The organism is Oceanobacillus sp. FSL K6-2867 (assembly GCF_037963145.1).
Classification (GTDB): Bacteria; Bacillota; Bacilli; order Bacillales; family Amphibacillaceae; genus Oceanobacillus.
In genome coordinates this window covers 704,784-726,916 of record NZ_CP150144.1, presented here as the reverse complement: position 1 = coordinate 726,916, position 22,133 = coordinate 704,784, and the positions used below count along the sequence as shown (strand labels likewise).

The following is a 22,133-nucleotide window of genomic DNA, read 5'->3' as shown; positions in this document are numbered from 1 at the left end:
TGAGCAGTTTTTTTCAAGCGTGCTTGCTTCTTATTGATCATTTTCATTATACATATTGCAAATTGTTAAAAACGGTTGTTCAAGAAAGTTTGCTGGCTTTTTAGCGTCTTGTTTTTTATGTGCTTCCTTAAATTCTTTCGATTCCTTCCAGTTTTCGAAGTCCTCCGCAGATTTCCACTGGGTGAAGACAACATAGGTATTGCTTTTTGTCGGCCTTAATAAGCGGAAGGCTTGGAATCCAGGCATCCCCTCAACTGAATTGTTGCGTTGTTTGAATCGATATTCAAATCCGGGTTTACTTTCATCGGAAACAGGAATGTTATTCATAACAACAAATCCTTCTGCAAGAATTTCCCCTGTTTGAATTAAAATTTCATATTCTCTTCCAGATTGAAATAGTTTCTTATCATGATTCTCATAATAAGCAATACCTCCTTCACTATTATACATGAGGTGCAGGTTTAATTCTGGGTTTGTCTTTTGCAGCTTTAGAAGAAATTCAATTGTCCCATTTGTCATAAATGCTTTCATGTAACATCCCCCTTTTCTTTTTATACTATCATAATTCCCTTTAATGGCAACGATTACACAAAGCTATATTAAAATTATTATTAAATAATAGGTAGTATATTCTTTAGATTCGGCGAAAAATGTCGTATAATAAATACTGTAATTGTGTAGAGGTGAACATATGCGGAAAAATATTAGAAAAGATAAGCGCAGGCTAACAATTCGGCGCAGATTAAAAGCATTTCTATTTATAATCGTCTTTATGATTGGAATTGGTCTTCTTGGATATGGTGCTGCTTTATTTGGTGGAAAGCTTATTGTTGATCAGGCAGGTATGGTATTAGATGAAACGACTACCATTGAAACACAGAATGGAGAGGTAATCGGGTCGTTATACAATGAAAATCGCATTTATGTCCCAATTGATCAAATACCAGAGCACTTACAACAGGCTTATGTTGCGATTGAAGATAGACGCTTTTATGACCATTCAGGAATTGATATCAAATCAATTATCCGTGCGATCTACCGGGACATAATTGCGATGAGTAAGGTAGAAGGAGCAAGTACGATTACGCAGCAGTTATCGAAGAATCTGTTTTTATATAATGATAAAACATGGTCACGAAAAATCAAGGAAGCAATGGCAGCCATTTATTTGGAAAAAGAATTAACAAAGGATCAGATCCTGGAATTATATATGAATGAAATTTATTTTGGTCACGGTTTATATGGAGTGGAAGTGGCTTCAAACTATTTCTTCTCGAAGTCGGTCAGTGATTTGACAATTGCAGAGAGTGCTATGCTTGCTGGGCTGGCTAAAGCGCCAAATGGATATTCACCAATTAACCATCCAGACAAAGCGCTGAATAGAAGAAATGTTGTCCTGCAAGCGATGGAGAATGCTGAATTTATTTCAGCCGAAACAAGACTTGCAGAACAGGAAAAAACATTGGGGCTGGAAATACAGGAAAAAGAGGCAAAGTCTTGGACAGATAGTTATATAGACCTTGTGATGAAAGAAGCTGCAAGTGATCATCAGCTTTCAGTTGACGCATTAAAGCGTGGTGGATATCGAATTATCGTTAACATGGATAGTACGATTCAAAAAGTCGCATACGATCAATTTCTGAATGACGAATTTTTCCCGGGAAATACAGATGGAGTGGAAGGCGCGTTTGTGATGATGGAAGGTGAAACAGGGAATATAGTTTCTGTTATTGGCGGTAGAAATTATCAGCTTGGCGATTTAAATCGTACAGTAGTTAAACGTCAGCCAGGCTCAACCTTCAAACCAGTCGCAGTATATGGACCAGCTCTCATGCAAGAGGAAAGATATACACCTTTTACACTTTTACCTGACCAGCAGATGGATAAATACATGGTCTCAAACTCGGATGGAACATACTCGAATGCAGTTACCATATATGAAGCATTAATCAGTTCAAAAAATACATCGACCGTATGGCTGCTAGATCAAATAGGTGTTGACTATGCAAAAGGTTATCTGGAGCAACTAGGAATGCCAATTGAGGATGAGGGATTAGCAATTGCTCTTGGTGGGTTAGCTGAAGGTGTAACACCGCTTCAGCTTGCTGCGAGCTATCGTTCCTTTTCGGAAGAAGGAAATATCGTGGAACCTCTAACAATTCATCGCATTTTTGATCGAGATAATGAAATAATATTTGAAGATGAAGCTAGAGCTACATCCGTTTTTAGTCCGCGAGTGGCATGGCAGATGACAGAGATGCTCACAGAAACTGTTAATACAGGAACAGCATCTGCAGGTGAATACACTAAAGCCTTAGCTGGAAAAACAGGTACAACGCAGCATCCGCATGTTGAGGGACAAGCCAAGGATGCTTGGTTTGTTGGATATACACCAGAATATGTAACTGCAGCCTGGATTGGGTATGATAAATCGGATGAAAATCATTATTTAACGGGAGGCAGTTCTTATCCAACGAGATTAACGAAAGCAATCTTAACTGAGGTTGACAGGCAAACTGGCGGTGCGCTAGCTGCGGAATTTACAAGACCGGATGGTGTGAGTGAGCTGCCAAAGCCAATCAAGCTTCCACAAATTACAAATCTCCGTGCAGCATATCAATTTGGTGGTTTTTCGTTGGTGCAAGGAAAGTTAACGTGGGAAGGCTCAGATGATGAGCGTGTGCATTATCGAATATATCTAGAAAAACCTGGAATCGATAAACGCATTGGTGAGGTACAAGGTGTAACAGCGTATACCATAAATCATGCATTATTTCGCGGAAGTGCGTATTATGTTGTAGCGTATGATCCCTTGACCAAACTGGAAGGTGGCAGATCGGAAGTAGTGGAACTTAATTGGTAAAATGAAATTAGACAAATTGATGACAATCAGCTACCGTTACTATACAGTAAGGGATGTAATCGCTATAGTTAAGTATGGATATATAGGGGATTAACGCACAGTATGTTAAAAGGGTGAATAAATTATGTCGAAACGAATCAATGATACGATTTTAAAAGCATATAAAGGAGAAGATACGGATTATACACCTGCTTGGTTTATGAGACAGGCGGGACGTTCCCAACCAGAATACCGGGAATTGAAAAAAAAATATTCGTTATTTGAAATCACGCATCAGCCGGAATTATGTGCTTATGTAACAAGGCTTCCCGTTGAAAATTATGGGGTTGATGCCGCTATTTTATACAAGGATATTATGACCCCATTACCTGCGATGGGTGTGGATGTGGAAATTAAAGCTGGAATTGGACCAGTCATTGACAATCCAATCAGAAACCTTGCTGACATTGAAAAGCTTGGCGAAATTAATCCAGAAGCAGATATTCCATACGTACTTGATACGATACGTATCTTAACAAAGGAACAGCTTGATGTGCCTTTAATTGGATTTAGTGGTGCACCGTTCACGCTAGCAAGCTATATGATAGAAGGCGGCCCATCCAAAAATTACAGCAAAACCAAAAGCTTGATGTACCGTGAGCCAGAAGCTTGGTTTGCTTTAATGGATAAGCTGGCAGACATGGTTATAACATATGTTGAAGCTCAAGTAAAAGCTGGTGTAAAAGCAGTCCAAATTTTTGATTCTTGGGTAGGTTCATTAAATGCTGCAGACTATCGTGTATTTATTAAACCAGTAATGACGAGAATATTCTCTGAGCTTAAAAAGCATAATGTACCGTTGATAACGTTTGGGGTCGGAGCCCGTCACTTATTATTAGAGTGGAATGACCTCCCTGTTGACGTAATTGGTCTGGATTGGCGTACGTCTATTGCCGAAGCTCGTGCGATGGGTGTAACAAAAGTTGTCCAAGGAAACTTGGATCCGACCATTCTGCTGACGGACTGGGAAACTATTGAAAAACGAACGAAAGTTATTCTAGATGAAGGAATGCAGCATGGGAAGCATGTGTTTAATCTTGGACACGGCGTGACACCTGATATTAAACCAGAAACATTGAAAAAGTTAACAGCGCTTATTCATTCTTATACACAAAAATAAGAAGTTGTTTACACTATAATTTTTCACAAAGAGGTGCAATGAAATGGAAAAGAAAAAAGTGGGATTATTAGTAATGGCATATGGAACTCCGACGAAGGAGGAAGAGATTGAACCGTATTACACACATATTCGCCATGGAAGAAAGCCAGAGCCAGAGGCACTTCAAGACTTGAAAGATCGCTATAAGGCAATTGGTGGAACTTCTCCATTAGCAAAAATCACCGAAGAACAAGCATATGCAATTGAAAATGGTTTAAATGAATCGCAAAATGAATATGAATTTAAAGCATATATTGGATTAAAGCATATTTCCCCATTTATTGAAGATGCGGTACAAGAGATGGCAAAGGATGGTATCAAAGAGGCTGTTTCTATAGTGCTGGCACCACATTATTCAACGTTTAGTGTGAAATCTTATAATGATCGTGCCGCAAATGAAGCAGAGAAGCATGGTATTTCCATTGAGGCTGTTGAAAGCTGGTATAAAGAGCCAGGGTTTATCCAATTTTGGGTGGATGGAGTTAAAAAGATTTACAATGAAATGACTGAGGCAGAACGTGAAAAAGCAGTACTTATCGTATCTGCACACAGCTTACCAGAGAAAATTTTAAAAAATGGTGATCCATATCCAGAGCAGTTGCAAGAAACAGCGGATTTAATTGTCGAAGGAGCTGGGGTTAAAAATTATGCAGTTGGCTGGCAAAGTGAAGGAAATACGCCAGACCCTTGGTTAGGACCAGATGTTCAGGATCTTACGCGAAATCTGTATAATCAGGAAGGTTATCAAGCTTTTGTCTATGCACCAGTCGGTTTTATTGCAGATCACTTGGAAGTGTTATATGACAATGATTATGAATGTAAAGTAGTTTGTGACGAGTTGGGGGTATCCTATTATCGTCCTGAAATGCCAAACGTTCATCCTGACTTCATTGATTCACTAGTAAAGGTAGTATTAAGTAAAGTAAAGAGTGAAGTGTGATGGAACGTAAAAAAATTGTGATAGTAGGTGGCGGGATAACCGGATTATCCGCCGCTTACTATTTGCAAAAGCAAATTCGTGAAAAGCAAATAGCTGTCGATGTAAAATTGGTTGAAGCTAGTGAGCGTCTTGGAGGTCGAATTCACACGATCAAAACGGATGGTTTTACGATTGAACGTGGACCAGATTCTTTGTTAGCAAGAAAACCAGAAGCAATGAATCTTGTCCAAGAACTAGGTCTGGAAGACGAGATTGTATACAATGGTACAGGACAATCCTATATTTTAGTGAAAAATAAATTACATAAAATGCCTAAAGGTGCTTTCATGGGGGTGCCAAAAGAAATTAAACCACTGCTTGCATCCAATGTTTTTTCCTTAAAAGGTAAAATACGAGCGCTTTGGGATTTGATTTTACCGAAAAGCAAGGAAACAGTTGATCAATCAGTTGGTGCATTAATGCGCCGACGGTTTGGAAATGAGCTTGTTGATTATCAGATTGATCCACTGCTTTCAGGAATTCATTCTGGTGATATTGATCAAATGAGCCTCCAAGCGACGTATCCTATGTTTGAGCGTATGGAGCAAGAGCATGGCAGTTTAATCAAAGGTTTGCAAAAAACAATGTCAAAGCCAGCAAAAAAAGTAAAAGAGAAAAAGTCGCAAGGAATGTTTTTTTCCTTTGAAAACGGACTTGAGACATTAATCGACCGACTTGAAGAAAAATTAGCTGATGGAACGGTACGTACGCATACTGCTGTTGATCATATAGAGAAGAAGGAACATGGTTATCATTTGTTATTAAGCAATGGAAAAGTGTATCGGGCAGATGCGATTATTATGACCGCGCCACATAATAAAGTTCCAAAGATGCTTTCACAATATGATTTCCTTAAAAACTTATATGATATTCCGGCAACATCAACTGCAAATGTTGTTCTTGCGTTCGATCAGGCACAAATAAAAAAAGATATCGATGGTACTGGTTTTCTTGTTAGTCGGAGAGAAAAATATCGAATCACGGCTTGTACGTGGACACATCGCAAATGGCCAAATACAACTCCGGAAGGGAAAGCTTTATTCCGCTGCTATGTTGGAAAACCCGATGATCAAGATATTGTTAATTTATCAGATGAAGAAATTACAGACATCGTTTTACGTGATTTGAATAAAACGATGAAAATAAAAGCAAAGCCCGAATTCAGCATTATTACACGTTTTAAACATGCAAGACCGCAATACCATGTTGGACATTTGGAGCTTGTGGCAGATATCCGCGCAAATGCAGCAAGTGAATTGCCTGGTTTATTTTTAACAGGAAGCTCTTATGATGGCGTTGGGATCCCAGATTGCATTGGACATGGGCGCAAAAGTGCTGAAGATGCGCTAGGATTTTTAAATCAATAATAGTTTTAATGCTCTGGACAATTGCTAGTCTGGAGCTTTTTGGCTTATTTAAGGAAATTCTTTTCTTGGGGAAATACTGATGTTCAGACTAAGCAGGCTGATATTTAAGATGATTTGGTTGATATTCGACATTTCATGTGACAATTGAGCAATTTAAACCGAGTAAAAAAGTAGATGACCAGCAATCAGCTGTATCATCTACTCAAACGATTATATTTTCTGTCTTACCTTGTAACGAAGAACGGTTTTAAGCTTAGATGCTTCAACTTTTCGAAAATCTGATAGGTAAATTTCTTTATGTGTTAAAGACATTCTTTCAAGCTGATTGCTAGCTATAAATTCATCCATCTTCTGAAACGTTTTTGGTTCATCATCATATGGACCAACGTGAAGCATTTGTACAGACAAACCTTCTTCCATCGAGTTAAATGTCACTTCATCTAGTAGAGGATGTGCTTTCTTCTTTCGTACATGTTCAAAGGCTCTCTCTACCACTTCTTCAGTTACAAATGCGGGTTGTTTAATCATAATGGTATATAAGAATTCATTCTTATCCAGAGAATCCTGTTGTCTGCCTTTCTCGGTCAAATCCCATATTCCTTCTAATGGATAAACCGTATATTCGAAATAACCTTCAGGAGTATATCCTTGTTTTGGCATCATTCGCACAGCGTATGCTAACGAATAGAGGACGTTTATTCTGTTGGAAAATTCCTCGTTATTCGGATTTCCTTGTCCCTGAATCATAAAAAAATGCTGATTTGGAACGGTAACTAGTTGGGGTTGTTGTTTCGGTATATATATATCCTTTTCCTTTTTTCTCCACTCATATTTCATTTATTATCATCCTCTATTAATCACTTGACGTTACTAATCAAATTATAAAAAGGATAGGGCTGGAATACAAGATTCCAATCCTATCCCAAATTGTGAGAGCGGAATTATTCCAGCTCTCAAGCGTTTATTTGCTTAACAAGTAGGTCGCAAACTTCATTCGTAGGTTCTTTCCAATTCATCTACAAGTAATCCTACATAATTAACAGCAATATGAATTGCATCTGGTTTAGACATATCAACTCCAGCTTGTTTAATTAATTCAAGCGGCTTTTTCGTTCCTCCAGCTTTTAATACATCTAACCAGCGATCAATTGCTGGTTTACCTTCTGTTTTAATTTTTTCTGCTACTGCTGTGGAAACAGTTAGTCCTGCTGAATAGGTGTATGGATAAAGCCCCATATAATAATGTGGCTGACGCATCCAGGTTAAGCCAGCACCCTCATCAAATACCACGTCATTTCCCCAGAAAGCCTCAAGTGTTTCTTTTTTCTCCTTGCAAAGTACGTTTGCTGTAAGGGGAACCCCTTGCTCCGCTAGCGTGTAGATACGGCGCTGAAATTCTCCCTCTAATAAATGCGTAACAAAGTTATGATAGTAGGTTCCAAGCAATTGGGTGATTACCCAACGTTTCATGCGCTTGTCATCGTTGTTTTTCATTAGATGCTCTGCCAGCAGCAGCTCATTTAAAGTGGATGGAGCTTCAATGAAATAAGTAGATGGTCGTGTATTGACTAGAGATTGATTCTTTCCTGCCAGATAAAAATGCCCGGCATGACCAAGCTCATGTGCCAATACGAACGCGCCACGCATTGTATCTGTCCATGTTATTAAGATATATGGATGAACGCCGTATGGACTGGAACAAAATGCTCCATTTGCTTTACCGGCATTATCAGAGCGGTCAATCCAGCGGTTAGAAATCCCCTCTTTCATAATTTCCGTATATTCCGGTCCCATTACCTGCAGTGCTTCAATAATGGTAGCTGCTGCATCTTCATACGTTGTTTTAGGATTAAATGTCGGGTCTAGCGGCGCTTTTAAATCACAGTACCGCATTTCATCAAGCTCGAGTTTTTCCTTCTTTAACTTTGCAAATCTGCGCATGTGTGATGCCAGTCCTTGCTGTATAACATCTAACTGATTGTGATACATTTTCTCTGTAACTTGCTGCGATGCTAAAAGCATATCTGTTACGGATTTGTAACCACGAAGGTTAGCCATTGTAACTTGTTTTGTTACTTCTGTGGCATAGGTAGCAGCAAACGTATTCTTGTATCGATCTAATGTTTTTGTAAAGGATTTGTATGCTGCCCGGCGTGTATTAGTATCTGCTGTAAATTCATAACGGTCTTCATAAAGAGCTGCAGACATAGGCAAGTCGACATTCTCCTCATTTTTAATGGAGTCGAACTGCATATCGGCAGCTTTACTGCGCTGATAAATCATATATGGGGCATTATGTACCTCGCTAAGTGCAGCCAATGTCTTTTCAATTTCTGGAGAAAGGGTGTATGGCTTTCTTTCCATTAAATCTTCAAGCATTTTTTTATAGGTTGTCAGTTCAGATTGTTCACTGAGAAATTGATTTATTGTTGCTTCAGAAAGCGTCAATAGCTCAGATTGGAAAAATGCTGTTTTTGCTTGTATAGAAGCCATAGCAGCAGCTACTCTCGCAGAGTCTCGCTGGTTATCGGGATCTGATCCATCTGCACTGGAACGAAGCATTGCATAAACCGAAACACGCGTAAGTTTTTGCTGGAATGCTTCCAATGCCTGCAATGCTTGTAATAACGTATTGGAATCATTGCCTAACTTGCCTTTATAGGCTGTAATTTCTGTAACATCTTCCTGTAATTTCTTAAGCTCTTCATTCCAAGCAGTATGGGAAGGGAATAAGTCTTTTAAATCCCACTTCTGTTCTTCCGGTATGTCCGAACGATTTTTGGTTATTGTGTGAATTGCCATTATTAATCTCCTTTACTAAATGTTTCGTATCTCTAAGTAAATTATATTATAATTTGACAGTTAATAATAGAACCTTCTAAAATATTTTGAGTATTTCCTGTGCTTGCAAAAAAAATACAGCTATAATAATAGCTGTAAAAAATGTTTTGTTGTAGTACAGTTGGCATAGAAGTAATCTGTTTAGGTAATACACATTAATAAATAATTGTCGTATTGCAGTTATCTTGCTGGATGGTCACATTCATCGCAGATATTGCCATAGCAGTCAGCTTTCTCGTGAATCATGTCTTCACCGCATTGCTTGCACTTCTTTTTAGGCAGGTTTCTGAAAAATTCAACAATACTAGTCATGTGTATCCTCCTTTAGTGTTAACGTATTTAATATTAGATCCATTGTAATATAACAATATGTTGTTTGTCAATGCTGTGTTACAACAAAATTTATAACAGGAGTGTTTTTTTATGAAATTAACGGTTATTGGTTGCTGGGGCGGGTACCCGGCAAGGGATGGAGCAACATCCTCCTATTTACTTGAAAAAGAAGGTTTTTCATTGTTAATTGATGTTGGAAGTGGGGCACTGTCTAAATTGCAAAAATATAAAGCAGTTGCCACTCTTGATGCGGTTATCATTTCACATTATCATCATGATCATATTGCTGATATTGGGGTGCTCCAGTATTCTAAGCTAATTGAGTACTATGTAAAGGGTTCAAATAAATTATTGCCGATCTATGGGCATACAGCAGATCAAACGAGCTTTCAAGCTTTAACCCATGACTATACAAAAGCTATGCCATATAATCCGCAAGAAGAATTAAAACTTGGACCATTTACGATTCAATTTTTCGAAACGGACCACCCAGTTTTGTGCTATGGCATGCGAATTTCGGATGGAAAAAAGGTAATCGTCTATACAGCAGACACAAGCTATAAAGCAGAATGGAAGGATTTTGCACAGGGGGCAGACCTATTGATTGCTGATTGTAATTATTATGCTGGTCAAGACGGGACGAAAGCGGGTCATATGAATAGCGAGGAAGGCGCAAAAATAGCGGAGGGTGCTGATGTGGAGACATTAATGCTTAGTCATTTGCCGCAATATGGTGATATTCATCAATTAGTGGTAGAAGCGAAAAATCATTATAAAGGAAATGTAAGATTAGCAGAGGAAGGTGCAATCTGGCAAAGCTAGCTGTGAGGAGCGATATCCATTGATTACTTTGGTTCTTTGGCTTAAAATTAATTATAGACAATATAGGAGGTAACGGTAAATGAAATTTATTAATAATAATGGGATTACAGATCCAATGGTAAACTTGGCTATTGAAGAATATGTTCTGGAAAACTTTGGGGAGAAGGATACATACCTATTATTTTATGTGAATAAACCGTCTATTATCATTGGGCGAAATCAAAATACAATAGAAGAAATAAATACAGATTATGTGGATGATAAAGGAATTAAAGTGGTACGCCGTCTTTCAGGTGGCGGAGCAGTTTACCATGATGAACAAAATCTTAATTTCAGCTTTATAACAAAGGATGACGGAAACAGCTTTCAAAACTTTGCTAAATTTACAAAGCCGATGGTTGATGCATTGAATAAATTAGGTGTTCCAGCAGAAATGCAGGGGCGAAACGATTTAGCTGTAGAGGGACGTAAAATTTCCGGAAATGCAATGTTCTCGACAAAGGGCCGTATGTTCAGCCATGGAACTTTAATGCTGGATTCTGAGCTTGAGGAACTTACAAAAGCATTGAAGGTTAAAAAGATAAAAATTGAATCAAAAGGAATTAAATCTATTCGTAGTCGAGTTGCTAATATTGCCGAGTATCTGGACGAGCCAATTACGATGAATCAATTTAAAGAAATCATCCTGAAAAATGTTTTTGATGTAGAGGATACAAACGATGTTCCACAGTATATATTGACAGAAGAAGATTGGGAGAAGATCTACGAAATCTCAAAAAAACGTTATCAGCAATGGGAGTGGAATTTCGGGAAATCTCCGGCATTTAATGTGCAGGAAACGTATAAATTTGATGCAGGCCTTGTAGATGTCCGTTTGGATGTTAAAAAAGGAATCATTGAAAACTGCAAAATTTATGGTGACTTTTTTGGGGTGGGAAATGTGAAAGAGCTTGAAGATAAGCTAAAGGGTGTTCGCCATGAACGAAGAGCGATTGAAGCTGCATTAGAAGATTTTGATGTATCTCACTATCTCGGCAGAATTTCCAAAGAGGACTTTATTAATTTGCTCTATTAATTAAAAAATCCCGCCACGGTGTTTTGGGTGGGATTTTTTTGGTTTACGTTAATTTTTCTCAATATTTGGTTTTTAGCTGTTATTATTTATACAAATATGGTAAATTAGTCCTTGAGCCACTTTCTTTTTATTTTTTAGAAAGGATGAATTGTTTGATGGAAAATTATTATTTTGCCTCTCATGAAATAACCCCTGTTACAATGGCAGTCTTATCTTTACGTGATGTAAACGGTGATGCAGTTACACGTGTAATTGAAGAGGATGGAGAATATGTGGTCGATCACTCCCCGACAAAGATCATTGACAATGCATGCCGCTTTTTTGGCAGCAGTCTAAAAGGCAGGCAGGATGGGACTAAAGATATAAGCGGTATCACACATAAAGCACCAATCTCCATTGACCCTTCAAGTGGAATGTACTTTTTTCCAACTACTTCACCGAGCAATCGAAAATGTTCATGGATTGCACATTCATTTATCGATAAGATAAAAAAGGCTGCTGAAAAGCATACGGAAATTCAATTTACAAATGGCAGAAAAGTAGTCATTGATGCATCGTATGGATCGATGATGAATCAATTGCAGCGTACTGCTCAATTCCGGTACTTATTGGATCATCGAGTCAGACTTTTCCAGCAGTATCAGCCTGGTTCTGTGGCAGATCCATCACAATGAGTTCATCTAGAATTGCTTCTACTTTTTTGCGAATTGCGGGATTGAAAAAGTTTCGCTTCTCTTCCCGGTTTTGACAAATAAAAAGGAATGAAGAAAACGAATCGTTCTTATTTAATGTAATTACTTGCATCCCCTTCTGCTTCATCGCCACACGCAGAATTCTTCGTTCATTGGATGCTTTTTCTTCCATCTTTGTTAAATGCTTTATATAGGTTTCCTTAATTTTAAAGGCGCCACGCTGAATATGTTCCATATCTTGTCTGATGACAACCATTGCCATTGATAAGAAAAGAAAGCGAGTACTTAGTTCTAATTCTTCATCTGTAAGATAGCGCATATCGATAACCTCCTCTAAAACAAGAACATAGGTTCTATTATATTATATGCTAAAAGTTTAAGGAAATACACTATTAAAATAAAAATACATGCTAAATAAAAAGAAAGTGGCCGAATCGTTAATTAAAATTATGCATTTTTCAAGGTTTGTTTTAGAATGTATAGTGAGATAATTGTATTTATAATCGAAAATGGCTTATGTTAACGAGGGGAATTAGAATACATGTACTTGTCAAACATCAATTTTTCTAATTGGAAAGAAGTTCTTGAAACAGAAGGGCTGGAAGATTTTATACAACAACTATTACAACAATATGAAGGCTTAGGTCCTCTGCCGGGAATAATACTCCCATTTACAGAAGCTTTTTTGCCTTTTTTGCCGTTAATTGTATTTGTATTGGGTAATGCGGCGGCATATGGTTTACTGGAAGGATTTTTATTGTCTTGGGCTGGTGCCAGTAGTGGAGCAATCGTTGTATTTATTGTTATCAGAAGGCTAGGAAACACAAAGCTGTTTCTAAGGATACGTAAAAATAATCAAGTAAAGAGGATTACGGCGTGGGTGGAAAGGCATGGTTTTGGTCCGCTATTTCTTCTGCTTTGTTTTCCGTTTTCGCCATCGGCAATTATTAATGTTGTTGCAGGTCTATCAAAAGTTAGTACACATCAATTTATTCTTGCTGTTTTTCTAGGAAAAGCGGTTATGATTTTTTCGATATCCTATGTTGGTTCCAGTATTATGGAATTCGCAAAGAACCCAGTTCGAACGATTGTCGTTGGTATTGGTATATTTCTCTTTTGGATACTAGGAAAATACCTGGAACAGAAATTGCAAAATAAAGTTGTGGAAAAGGCTTATCCAGATAGGAAGAAAGATTAAAAGGGCGTCCTTTAGGGTATTATAGGAATATAATAACCTGGAGGCAGATGAAGATGAAAAAAATTAATTATCGCAGACTCGTTCCTTTGGCAATACTTCTCGTTTTATTTGCGGTAATTCTCAGATCAAGCATCTTTGCAAGCTATGTAGTTGACGGTGAATCGATGCAGCCAACATTATATGATGGCAATTTATTAATTGTAAATAAAATTATATATAATATAAGAGATGTGGGTCGCTTTGATGTAATTGTATTTCATGCGAACAAAGAAGACGATTATGTGAAACGAGTCATCGGCTTGCCAGGTGATGAAATTGAGTATAAGGATGATAAGCTGTATATCAATGGCGAATACGTTCCAGAAAAGTTTTTGCGGATGGATGGTTATGTACAGGCGAGTGACAGCCATCCATATACAAAAAATTTTACACTTACTGAAATAACGGGAGAAAAAGTTGTTCCCGAAGGTCAGTTGTTTGTTATGGGGGACAATCGCGGTGATAGTTACGACAGCCGGGCATTTGGATTTATATCGATGGATCAGCTTGTGGGCAAGGTAGATATTAAATATTGGCCACTCTCCCAGACCAAGCTTAGTTTTGGCAAATAGCTATAATGGAGCTTCTACTTTTGGTAAAATAGGTAGGAGCTCTATTTATTATTTGACTGTTTTTGTGAAATTTGTTGCTTCTTAAGCTTCGTAGTTGGAAAAACTGTGGAGTAATGTGTAATTACGGGTTGCGCGTATACCCGATACGGAGACACACTCCGCGCATCTTAGGGTGACCCGTGAGCCTCTTCGAACTCTGTTCTTCAGAGTCTCACTCTGGCCATGTATCCCGCAGAAGTCTACGTGTGTTTCCTGCGCTTATACTGGCACATTGGCTAATACAAATATATTTAACGAAACAAAAACGTTGCTTTAACCAGTCTGGGTGAGCGTAGCGCAGTCGACTCCTGTGGGAACAGCCCGTGTCTGAAGACTCGCAGGAAGTGGTTTCCTTCCGGAGAGGCTGAAGCCGTGCCCACGGAAAGCGACTGCTTGTAGCGATCCCCGACGGCGATAGTTACTCATACCACAACAGCTAGTTAGAAGTTTATATATTGTGTCAAAAAGCAACAACTTTTATGGTTTAAGGAGGGCTAACACCAATGGGATTACGATTTATCATGGGAAGATCTGGTACGGGAAAAAGCGGGAGAACATTAGATGAAATCAAAGAGAAACTGTTAGCAAATCCTCAAGGTTCCCCAATATTTTATATTGTTCCAGACCAAATGACATTTCAACAGGAATTTGCATTGTTTAATGATGAAGATATAAAAGGAAGCATACGTGCACAAGTAGTCAGCTTTTCTCGTCTGGCATGGCGTATATTACAAGAAACGGGTGGCGGTACAAGACAATTTATTAGCTCTATTGGACTGCAAATGATGCTTCGCAAAATAATTGAGGAGAAACAGGGAGAGTGGCAGGTTTTCCAAAAAGCAATGGAAAAGCAAGGCTTCTTGAATCAATTGGAGCAGATGATTACGGAATTTAAGCGATATCAGATTAGCCCAGAGATTTTACACATGCAGATGGAGCATATGAATCAGTTTGTACATAAAGCACCCGGTGAGGTCGCTTTGTTGAATAAGCTTGATGATTTAGTATATATTTACGAAAAACTTACGGCTGCATTGAAGGATCATTACATGGATGGAGAAGATCAATTACAGCTATTAGCGGAGAAAATAGTAGAATCATCGATTTTAAAAGATGCAGAAATCTATATCGATGGATTTCATAGCTTTACACCAAATGAGCTTATTGTGGTTGAAGCGCTAATGAAGCAATGTCAATCGGTTACGATTACGCTTGCTGTTGATAATCCGAATGATACAACCTCTGAACTTGACTTGTTTCATCAAACATCGGAAACGTATCATACACTAAAGCAAATTGCGTACGAGAATTACGTGATGGTTGATGAAACAATTGTTATGAATCCGGCTAATGGCAGGTTCAAGGATAGACCGTATTTTGCACATTTAGAACAAAATTTTGATGTTAGGCCATCACCTGAATTCCACGGTGAAGTACCAATTCAAATAGCAGAAGCAGTTCATCCGCGTGCAGAAGTAGAAGGAACTGCGCAGGAAATATTGCGTCTTATTCGAGAGGAAAAGTATCGCTTTCAAGATATTGCTATTTTTATTCGACAAACAGATGTCTATCATAGTCTAATTCAAACAATTTTCGATGACCACGATATTCCAGTATTTATCGATGAAAAAAGAACAATGCTGAACCATGCATTGATAGAATTTATTCGGTCCATGCTTGATATTGTAGAAGGAAACTGGCGATATGATGCTGTTTTCCGTGTTTTAAAAACAGGGTTTATTCCGGTATCAAATCAGAAGTTCCCCTTAACAAATGATGCAATCGATGAGTTAGAAAATTATGTATTAGAATATGGAATTCGCTCGAGAGAACGCTGGTTTAGTGATGAGGAATGGAAATTTCAGCGGTTCCGCGGCTTTGAAAATAAGGTGCAAACCGATATGGAAAAGCAAACACAGGAGAGAATTAATACTTATCGGGCCCAGATTGTAAAGGCGTTACAGCCGTTTGATGAACAGATAAGAAAAGCAGCTACAGTAAGAGAACTTTCTGAAATAACCTATTTATTACTCGAAAAACTCGGTGTTCCGGAGCGCTTAGAAGACATGCGAACTTATTATGATGAGCATGGCGAAATTGAAAAAGGAAGAGAGCAGGAGCAGGTCTGGGCAGCGGTGATTCAGCTATTCGATGAAATGGTGGAAATGGCTGGTGATGAACCGATGAAATTGGGTACTTTTCGCTCAGCACTTGATGCTGGCTTTGAAACGCTAAAATTTGCCCATGTTCCACCAAGTATGGATCATGTAATTGTTGGAACAGTTGATCGTTCACGGCTAAGCGGGGTGCAATGTGCATTTCTCCTCGGTGTGAACGACGGAATTTGGCCAATGAAACCGCCAACTGATAGCATGATTAATGAAGAAGAAAGAGCGGTTTTAGCGGAAAACGGTATGAAGCTAGCTGAAAGCGGAAAACGTCAATTATTAGATGATTGGTTTTATATGTATCTTGCATTTACAGTAGCACAGGACAAGCTGATGATCAGCTATCCATTGAGTGATGAGGAAGGAAAGGCAAAAATGCCGTCCCAGCTTATTAAACGTATTGAAGATTTATTCCCGTCTTGCTGTAATCATTTATTACTGCAGGACCCGGATGAATTGGCAGATGCGGAACGATTTATCACGACTTCGGTAAAAACGAGGTCGGCACTGACCGCGCAATTGGCAAGAAGCCAAAAAGGCTATCCAATACAGCCTGTCTGGTGGGAAGTGTATAATTGGTATGTGGAACACCAGCCAAAATATAGTACAACCTATAAGATATTACAGAGCCTATATTATGAAAATAAACCTAGCAATCTAGCGAAGGATACAGTGGAAGAGCTTTATCCGAAACAAGTGAAGGCAAGTGTAAGCAGACTGGAGACATATTACAGATGCTCGTATCAGCATTTTGCGAAATATAGCTTGAAGCTAGATGAACGAAAGACGTATAAATTAGATGCGCCAGATATTGGTCAGCTTTTCCATGAAGCGTTAAAAATCATTACCGATTGGATTCAAGGTGAAGGAAAAGACTTTGCACAGCTAACGAAAAAAGATGCAGATGGCTATGCCGGAAAGGCTGTATTTAATCTTGCTCCTATTTTACAGCATCAAATTCTTCACAGCTCGAATCGATATAAATATATTCAGCAAAAGCTGCAGGAGGTTATCGCGAGAGCCACCTACATTCTAAGTGAACAAGCAAGACAGAGTAATTTCTCACCAGTTGGATTAGAGCTTGGCTTTGGTGACAAGGAAAAGCTTCCACCATTAAAAATGCAATTGCCGAATGGATATGAGCTTTTGCTTCGCGGAAGAATTGACCGTGTCGATAAGGCTTTGAATGAAGATAATCTATATTTGAGGATTATTGATTATAAATCAAGTGCGAAAGGCTTAAATCTAATGGAGGTTTATTATGGTATTGCATTACAAATGCTTGCTTATTTAGATGTCGTCTTAACGCATTCGGAGCAATGGCTTGGCAGGGAGGCAACCCCGGCAGGAGTGCTCTATTTCCATGTTCATAATCCAATGATTTCAAGCAAACAAAAAATAAATGATGATCAAATTAGCGAAGAGATCTTTAAGAAGTATAAAATGCAAGGCTTGCTGCTGTCCGATGAGGAAATTGTCAAAATGATGGACAAGTCGCTGGAGTCCGGATCCAGTCAAATTGTACCTGCTGGCATCAAGAAGAATGGCGGGTTTTATGGTTACTCCAAAATTGCGGATCAAGAAACGTTTTCCAGCTTACAACATCATATTCATCAATTAATGCGAAACGCAGGGATTGATATGACATCTGGTGGCGTGGATTTAAATCCATACCAGCATAAAGAGCAGATTGCATGTACATTTTGTCCGTTTCATTCGGTTTGTCAATTTGATCCAGAATTACGAGAGAATAATTACCGGAAGCTTAAAGAAATAAAAGAACAGGATATTCTGGGCAAATAAGTAAGTATAAAACTTACCAATTTGCATAAGTGCAACTTTAGATTTCACCGAAAGGCTTGGTGAATACCAAGTTTTCTAAAAAAACTAAGAGAGGAGTGAACATATGGTTAATTGGACAAAGGAACAGGAAGAGGCGATTTATACTGCCGGTAGCGATATTCTCGTAGCCGCAGCAGCAGGCTCTGGAAAAACTGCAGTACTTGTTGAACGGATTATTAAAAAGCTGTTATCTACTAGCAATCCAGTTGATATCGACTCTTTGCTTGTCGTGACATTTACGAATGCTGCGGCACAGGAGATGCGTAATCGAGTCGGAATTGCACTTGAAAAAGCATTAGCAGAAAATCCGACATCTATGCATTTAAAGAAACAGCTTTCCTTATTGCAGCGTGCTTCCATTTCCACATTGCACTCCTTTTGTCTTGATGTCGTTCGAAAATATGCGTATTTGATTGATATGGATCCATCTTTTCGAATTGCCGATGATATGGAAGGGGACCTCATCAAGCAGGAAGTTTTGGAGGATTTATTTGAAGAATGGTACGGAGCCGAACCGGGGGAGCAACAAGCGTTTTTTGCGGTGGTGGATCGTTTTTCTAATGACCGAAGCGACCTTGAAGTGGAAAATCTAATACTGGATTTATACACATTTGCGACTCAGAATCCATGGCCAGAAAAATGGCTAGATAAGTTAGCTGAATCCTATCATATTCCGGAGGATTGGAGAGAGGAGGATTTAGCTTGGTTAACGATAATAAAACGGGAAGTGAACAACCAGTTTGAAGCAATCCGTCAAGAAATGGAGCTTGCTTTAAGCATAACCCGGGAAAATGATGGACCATACCATTATGCGGATACGATTGATACGGAAATTGCGTTGTTGCATGAAGCAATGAACTTGGTTGATTCATGGGATGAATTGCAGCAGTTCATGTCATCAAACTCTTTCGGCAGGCTTTCGGGAAAAAAAGCCGACTGTGATGAGCAAAAGAAGGAGAAAGTGAAACAGCTAAGAAAAAGCTACAAGAAACGCTGGGACGATATGAACAGCGAATGGTTCAGGCGGAATTTATCCAGTCATATCGAGGATATGCGTGAGCTTGCCCCGGTAATTAAACAGTTGACAGAGCTCGTGAAACAATTTAAAAATCGATTTACGGAACTGAAGCGTGAGAAAGCACTAGTGGATTTCTCCGATTTGGAGCATTATTGTTTGCAGTTGCTTGCCAGCGAAGCATCGACAGCAGATAACATCATTCCATCAAACGTAGCGACGGGGTTTCAAAATCAGTTCAGCGAGGTACTTGTTGATGAATACCAAGATACAAACCTCGTTCAGGAAACGATTTTAACATTGATTAGCAATCGTACCGAAGCCGGAAACATGTTTATGGTCGGCGATGTGAAACAAAGTATTTATCGGTTCCGTCATGCAGAGCCATCTCTTTTTATCGAAAAATATAAACGGTTTGCGCGAGAAGAAGAGCAGGCAAAGCGAATTGATTTGGCAAGTAATTTCCGCAGCAGAGAACAGGTTTTAATTGGCGCGAACTATATATTCAGACAGATTTTAAATGAAGAGCTTGGTGAAATTGATTATGATCAGGATGCTGAGCTGATCTATGGAAATAAAATGTATGAGGATATGCCGTTTGATAAACCTTTTCCTGAGCTGCTGTTAATTGATCGGGAAACAGGGGAAGAGCATGCTGAGGTATCAGATGAAGAAGAAGATTTTCAGGATTTAGAAAAGGCGCAGTTAGAGGCAAGAGCGTATGCAGAAAAAATTAAAACTTGGATTGGTTCAAAAGAGGGTACTAAGCCAATGCAAGTTGTTGATAAAGCGACACAATCACAACGGGATCTGCAATATCGTGACATCGTGATTTTAATGCGTTCCATGACTTGGGCACCAACAATTGTAGATGAGCTGAAAAAGCAAGGAATTCCAGTCTATGCAGAGCTTTCAACAGGTTATTTTGAAGCAATTGAAGTAAAGGTAATGCTTAGTCTGTTGAAGGCGATTGATAATCCAAGACAGGATATTCCACTCGCTTCGGTATTAAAATCGCCGATTGTTGGTTTAAATGAGGATGAGCTTGCTGCGATACGCCTAGCAGCAAAACAGGATTCATTTTATGAAGCTGTTCTCACCTATTCAAAACAGCAAACAAATGAAACGGCCACGAAATTAAACCGGTTTTTAGAACAGCTCGAACAATTTCGCTTAGCGTCCAGACAAGGTGCATTATCGGAATTGATTTGGGATATTTATCGGGAAACAGGCTACTATGATTTTGTTGGTGGGATGCCAGGCGGAAGACAGCGTCAGGCGAATCTAAGGGCACTTTATGATCGGGCAAGAGGCTATGAAACAACCTCCTTCCGAGGACTATTCCGTTTTCTCCGATTTATTGAAAGAATGGAAGAGCGTGGCGATGATTTAGGGTCAGCTCGGGCGCTCAGTGAGCAAGAAGATGTTGTACGTATCATGACGATTCATAAGAGTAAAGGACTGGAATTTCCGGTTGTTATTGTTGGGGCAATGGACAAGCTGTTTAATCAGCGGGATTTAATGCAAAAATACTTATTGCATAAAGATTTAGGGTTAGCGAGTAAGTATATTGATCCAATCAAGCGTATCACCTATCCAACACTATTTTATCATGCTTTTAAGGAGGAAATGCGAAGGGAGCTGCTTGCAGAGGAAATGCGAGTGCTTTACGTAGCTTTGACAAGAGCAAAGGAAAAATTAATAATGGTTGGAAATGTAGCATCTGTTGAGAAGAAGCTGCAAAAATGGCAAAAAATACAAAATCATCCAGACTGGGTACTTCCAGCATACTTCCGAGCGGAGTCGAAAACATACTTGGACTGGGTTGGGCCAGCTCTCATTCGTCACAAAGAATCAGAGAAGCTACGTGAAGAGGAAATCAGCAATGACGTATTAGATGAAATCAAAGCAGATCCATCAAAGTGGGATATTTCGATTATCCATGCCAGTGAATTGACAAATTTGGAAGAAAGAACAATCGAAACAGATTTGAATTTGAAAGAGAAGATTATCGAATGGCAGCCTGTAAATGTCGGGGATAGAACATTAAAAGAATTTGTTGATGAACGTTTATCCTATCGCTATCCATTTAGCCAAGCTGCAAGGTCACGGGCAAAGCAGTCTGTGACAGAATTGAAGCGTCAGCAGGAAATGAAGGACGAATATAGTGATGATCGCTTTGTACAAGCCTTCCGAGCGCCGATTATAAAGCGACCAAATTTCATGCAGCAGGAAAGACAAGTAACAGCTGCAGAAAAAGGGACAGCCTTGCATACGGTCATGCAGCATTTGCCAATACGTAAACCGCTGACGAAAAAAGAAATAGAGGAAGCGGTGGAAATGTTGGCTGATAAAGAAATATTGACGCGTGTAGAAGCTTCCGTTATCGACAGTGAAGCCATTGAGCAGTTTTTTCATTGTGAAATTGCCGAACGGATGATGGAAAGTCCACAGGTCATTCGTGAAATTCCATTTAGTTTAACGTTGCCTGCAAGCCAGGTTTATGCAACTTGGGAAAGTGAGACAGATGAGCAAGTATTGATACAGGGTGTAATTGATTGCTTAATTCAAAGTGAGGATGGCTGGATTATTTTAGATTATAAAACAGATGCGATTACAGCAGATGTTACAGAAGAGGTAAAGGTACAATTAATAAAACGTTATGAAACACAAATGCGGCTTTACCGAACAGCATTGGAAACAATCTGGAAGGAACCAGTGAAGGAAACATATCTGTATTTCTTTGCTAAGCATCTATTGCTCAAAGTATGATCAAAATTGGTTTGAAACTGCATGTAGTGGGGGATAAATCTCACTACATGCTAGTTTTTTTAGATGCGTGTTCAAAAGGAGGATAAAAAAGGACCAAGAAGTTCGAGGCGGCATAGCTTTGAGTAGCGGAACGTATGGGTTTAATACGTGAGCAGACGTTCTTGCACGCAGGAAAAGCGTTTTTTCTTTTCCAAGGAACGGAAAAGCAAGCCAACGAGCTTCCACAGGATGTGGTGACTTCGACGTTCGACACAGGACGTGTCGGTAGTTAGTTGAAGGTCCCCTGTTCTCGATGTGTCATTTTTACCGGACTTTTTG

General features: G+C 39.1%; 16 protein-coding genes. 11 read left to right on the top strand and 5 right to left on the bottom strand.

The window, feature by feature from the left end; all coding sequences use genetic code 11:
• Nucleotides 1-30 precede the first annotated feature (30 nt).
• Nucleotides 31-531: an antibiotic biosynthesis monooxygenase gene (locus NSQ77_RS03410; protein ID WP_339228824.1), complete on the bottom strand. Its 501-nt coding sequence runs from the start codon at nt 529-531 to the stop codon at nt 31-33.
• Nucleotides 532-691: 160 nt separating this feature from the next.
• On the opposite strand from NSQ77_RS03410, the gene NSQ77_RS03405 reads away from it, so the two are divergent.
• The 4 genes from NSQ77_RS03405 (at nt 692) to hemY (ending at nt 6,407) form a co-directional block, all read left to right on the top strand.
• Entirely contained in the window at nt 692-2,863 is a 2,172-nt protein-coding gene (locus NSQ77_RS03405) for a PBP1A family penicillin-binding protein (RefSeq protein ID WP_339228823.1), read from the top strand.
• A gap of 124 nt (nt 2,864-2,987) precedes the next feature.
• Nucleotides 2,988-4,022, top strand: coding sequence for a uroporphyrinogen decarboxylase (gene hemE, locus NSQ77_RS03400; RefSeq protein WP_339228822.1), 1,035 nt, complete (start codon nt 2,988-2,990; stop codon nt 4,020-4,022).
• A gap of 43 nt (nt 4,023-4,065) precedes the next feature.
• On the top strand, nt 4,066-5,001 hold the full coding sequence (gene hemH, locus NSQ77_RS03395; protein WP_339228821.1) for a ferrochelatase: 936 nt from the start codon (nt 4,066-4,068) through the stop codon (nt 4,999-5,001).
• Nucleotides 5,001-6,407, top strand: coding sequence for a protoporphyrinogen oxidase (gene hemY, locus NSQ77_RS03390; protein WP_339228820.1), 1,407 nt, complete (start codon nt 5,001-5,003; stop codon nt 6,405-6,407). The genes hemH and hemY overlap by 1 nt, the downstream gene beginning before the upstream one ends.
• 210 nt (nt 6,408-6,617) lie before the next feature.
• Here the strand turns inward: hemY and NSQ77_RS03385 are convergent, their stop codons facing one another.
• The 3 genes from NSQ77_RS03385 to yhfH form a co-directional block, all read right to left on the bottom strand.
• On the bottom strand, nt 6,618-7,244 hold the full coding sequence (locus NSQ77_RS03385) for a GyrI-like domain-containing protein (RefSeq protein WP_339228819.1): 627 nt from the start codon (nt 7,242-7,244) through the stop codon (nt 6,618-6,620).
• Nucleotides 7,245-7,397: 153 nt separating this feature from the next.
• Nucleotides 7,398-9,209, bottom strand: coding sequence for an oligoendopeptidase F (gene pepF, locus NSQ77_RS03380; RefSeq protein WP_339228818.1), 1,812 nt, complete (start codon nt 9,207-9,209; stop codon nt 7,398-7,400).
• A 219-nt stretch (nt 9,210-9,428) separates the two neighbouring features.
• Entirely contained in the window at nt 9,429-9,560 is a 132-nt protein-coding gene (gene yhfH, locus NSQ77_RS03375) for a protein YhfH (RefSeq protein ID WP_095309598.1), read from the bottom strand.
• 111 nt (nt 9,561-9,671) lie between these two features.
• Between yhfH and NSQ77_RS03370 the strand changes: the two genes are divergently transcribed.
• From NSQ77_RS03370 to NSQ77_RS03360, 3 genes are all read left to right on the top strand, one after another.
• A complete protein-coding gene (locus tag NSQ77_RS03370) occupies nt 9,672-10,403 on the top strand; it encodes an MBL fold metallo-hydrolase (RefSeq protein ID WP_339228817.1) in 732 nt (243 codons plus the stop codon).
• Nucleotides 10,404-10,482: 79 nt separating this feature from the next.
• On the top strand, nt 10,483-11,478 hold the full coding sequence (locus NSQ77_RS03365) for a lipoate--protein ligase (RefSeq protein ID WP_339228816.1): 996 nt from the start codon (nt 10,483-10,485) through the stop codon (nt 11,476-11,478).
• A gap of 155 nt (nt 11,479-11,633) precedes the next feature.
• Complete coding sequence (locus tag NSQ77_RS03360; protein WP_339228815.1) at nt 11,634-12,152, top strand: competence protein ComK; 519 nt, start codon at nt 11,634-11,636, stop codon at nt 12,150-12,152.
• On the opposite strand, the gene NSQ77_RS03355 is transcribed toward NSQ77_RS03360, so the two are convergent.
• Nucleotides 12,100-12,489, bottom strand: coding sequence for a hypothetical protein (locus NSQ77_RS03355; protein ID WP_339228814.1), 390 nt, complete (start codon nt 12,487-12,489; stop codon nt 12,100-12,102). The genes NSQ77_RS03360 and NSQ77_RS03355 overlap by 53 nt on opposite strands.
• A 222-nt stretch (nt 12,490-12,711) precedes the next feature.
• Between NSQ77_RS03355 and NSQ77_RS03350 the strand changes: the two genes are divergently transcribed.
• From NSQ77_RS03350 to addA, 4 genes are all read left to right on the top strand, one after another.
• Nucleotides 12,712-13,368, top strand: a complete 657-nt coding sequence (locus tag NSQ77_RS03350; protein WP_339228813.1) for a TVP38/TMEM64 family protein — start codon at nt 12,712-12,714, stop codon at nt 13,366-13,368.
• Between the two features lie 53 nt (nt 13,369-13,421).
• Nucleotides 13,422-13,979 carry a signal peptidase I gene (gene lepB / locus NSQ77_RS03345; RefSeq protein WP_339228812.1) on the top strand — a complete coding sequence of 186 codons (558 nt, stop codon included), beginning with the start codon at nt 13,422-13,424 and terminating at the stop codon, nt 13,977-13,979.
• Between the two features lie 542 nt (nt 13,980-14,521).
• Nucleotides 14,522-17,989 carry a helicase-exonuclease AddAB subunit AddB gene (gene addB / locus NSQ77_RS03340; RefSeq protein WP_339228811.1) on the top strand — a complete coding sequence of 1,156 codons (3,468 nt, stop codon included), beginning with the start codon at nt 14,522-14,524 and terminating at the stop codon, nt 17,987-17,989.
• Between the two features lie 103 nt (nt 17,990-18,092).
• On the top strand, nt 18,093-21,815 hold the full coding sequence (addA, locus tag NSQ77_RS03335) for a helicase-exonuclease AddAB subunit AddA (RefSeq protein WP_339228810.1): 3,723 nt from the start codon (nt 18,093-18,095) through the stop codon (nt 21,813-21,815).
• The last annotated feature ends 318 nt before the right edge of the window (nt 21,816-22,133 follow it).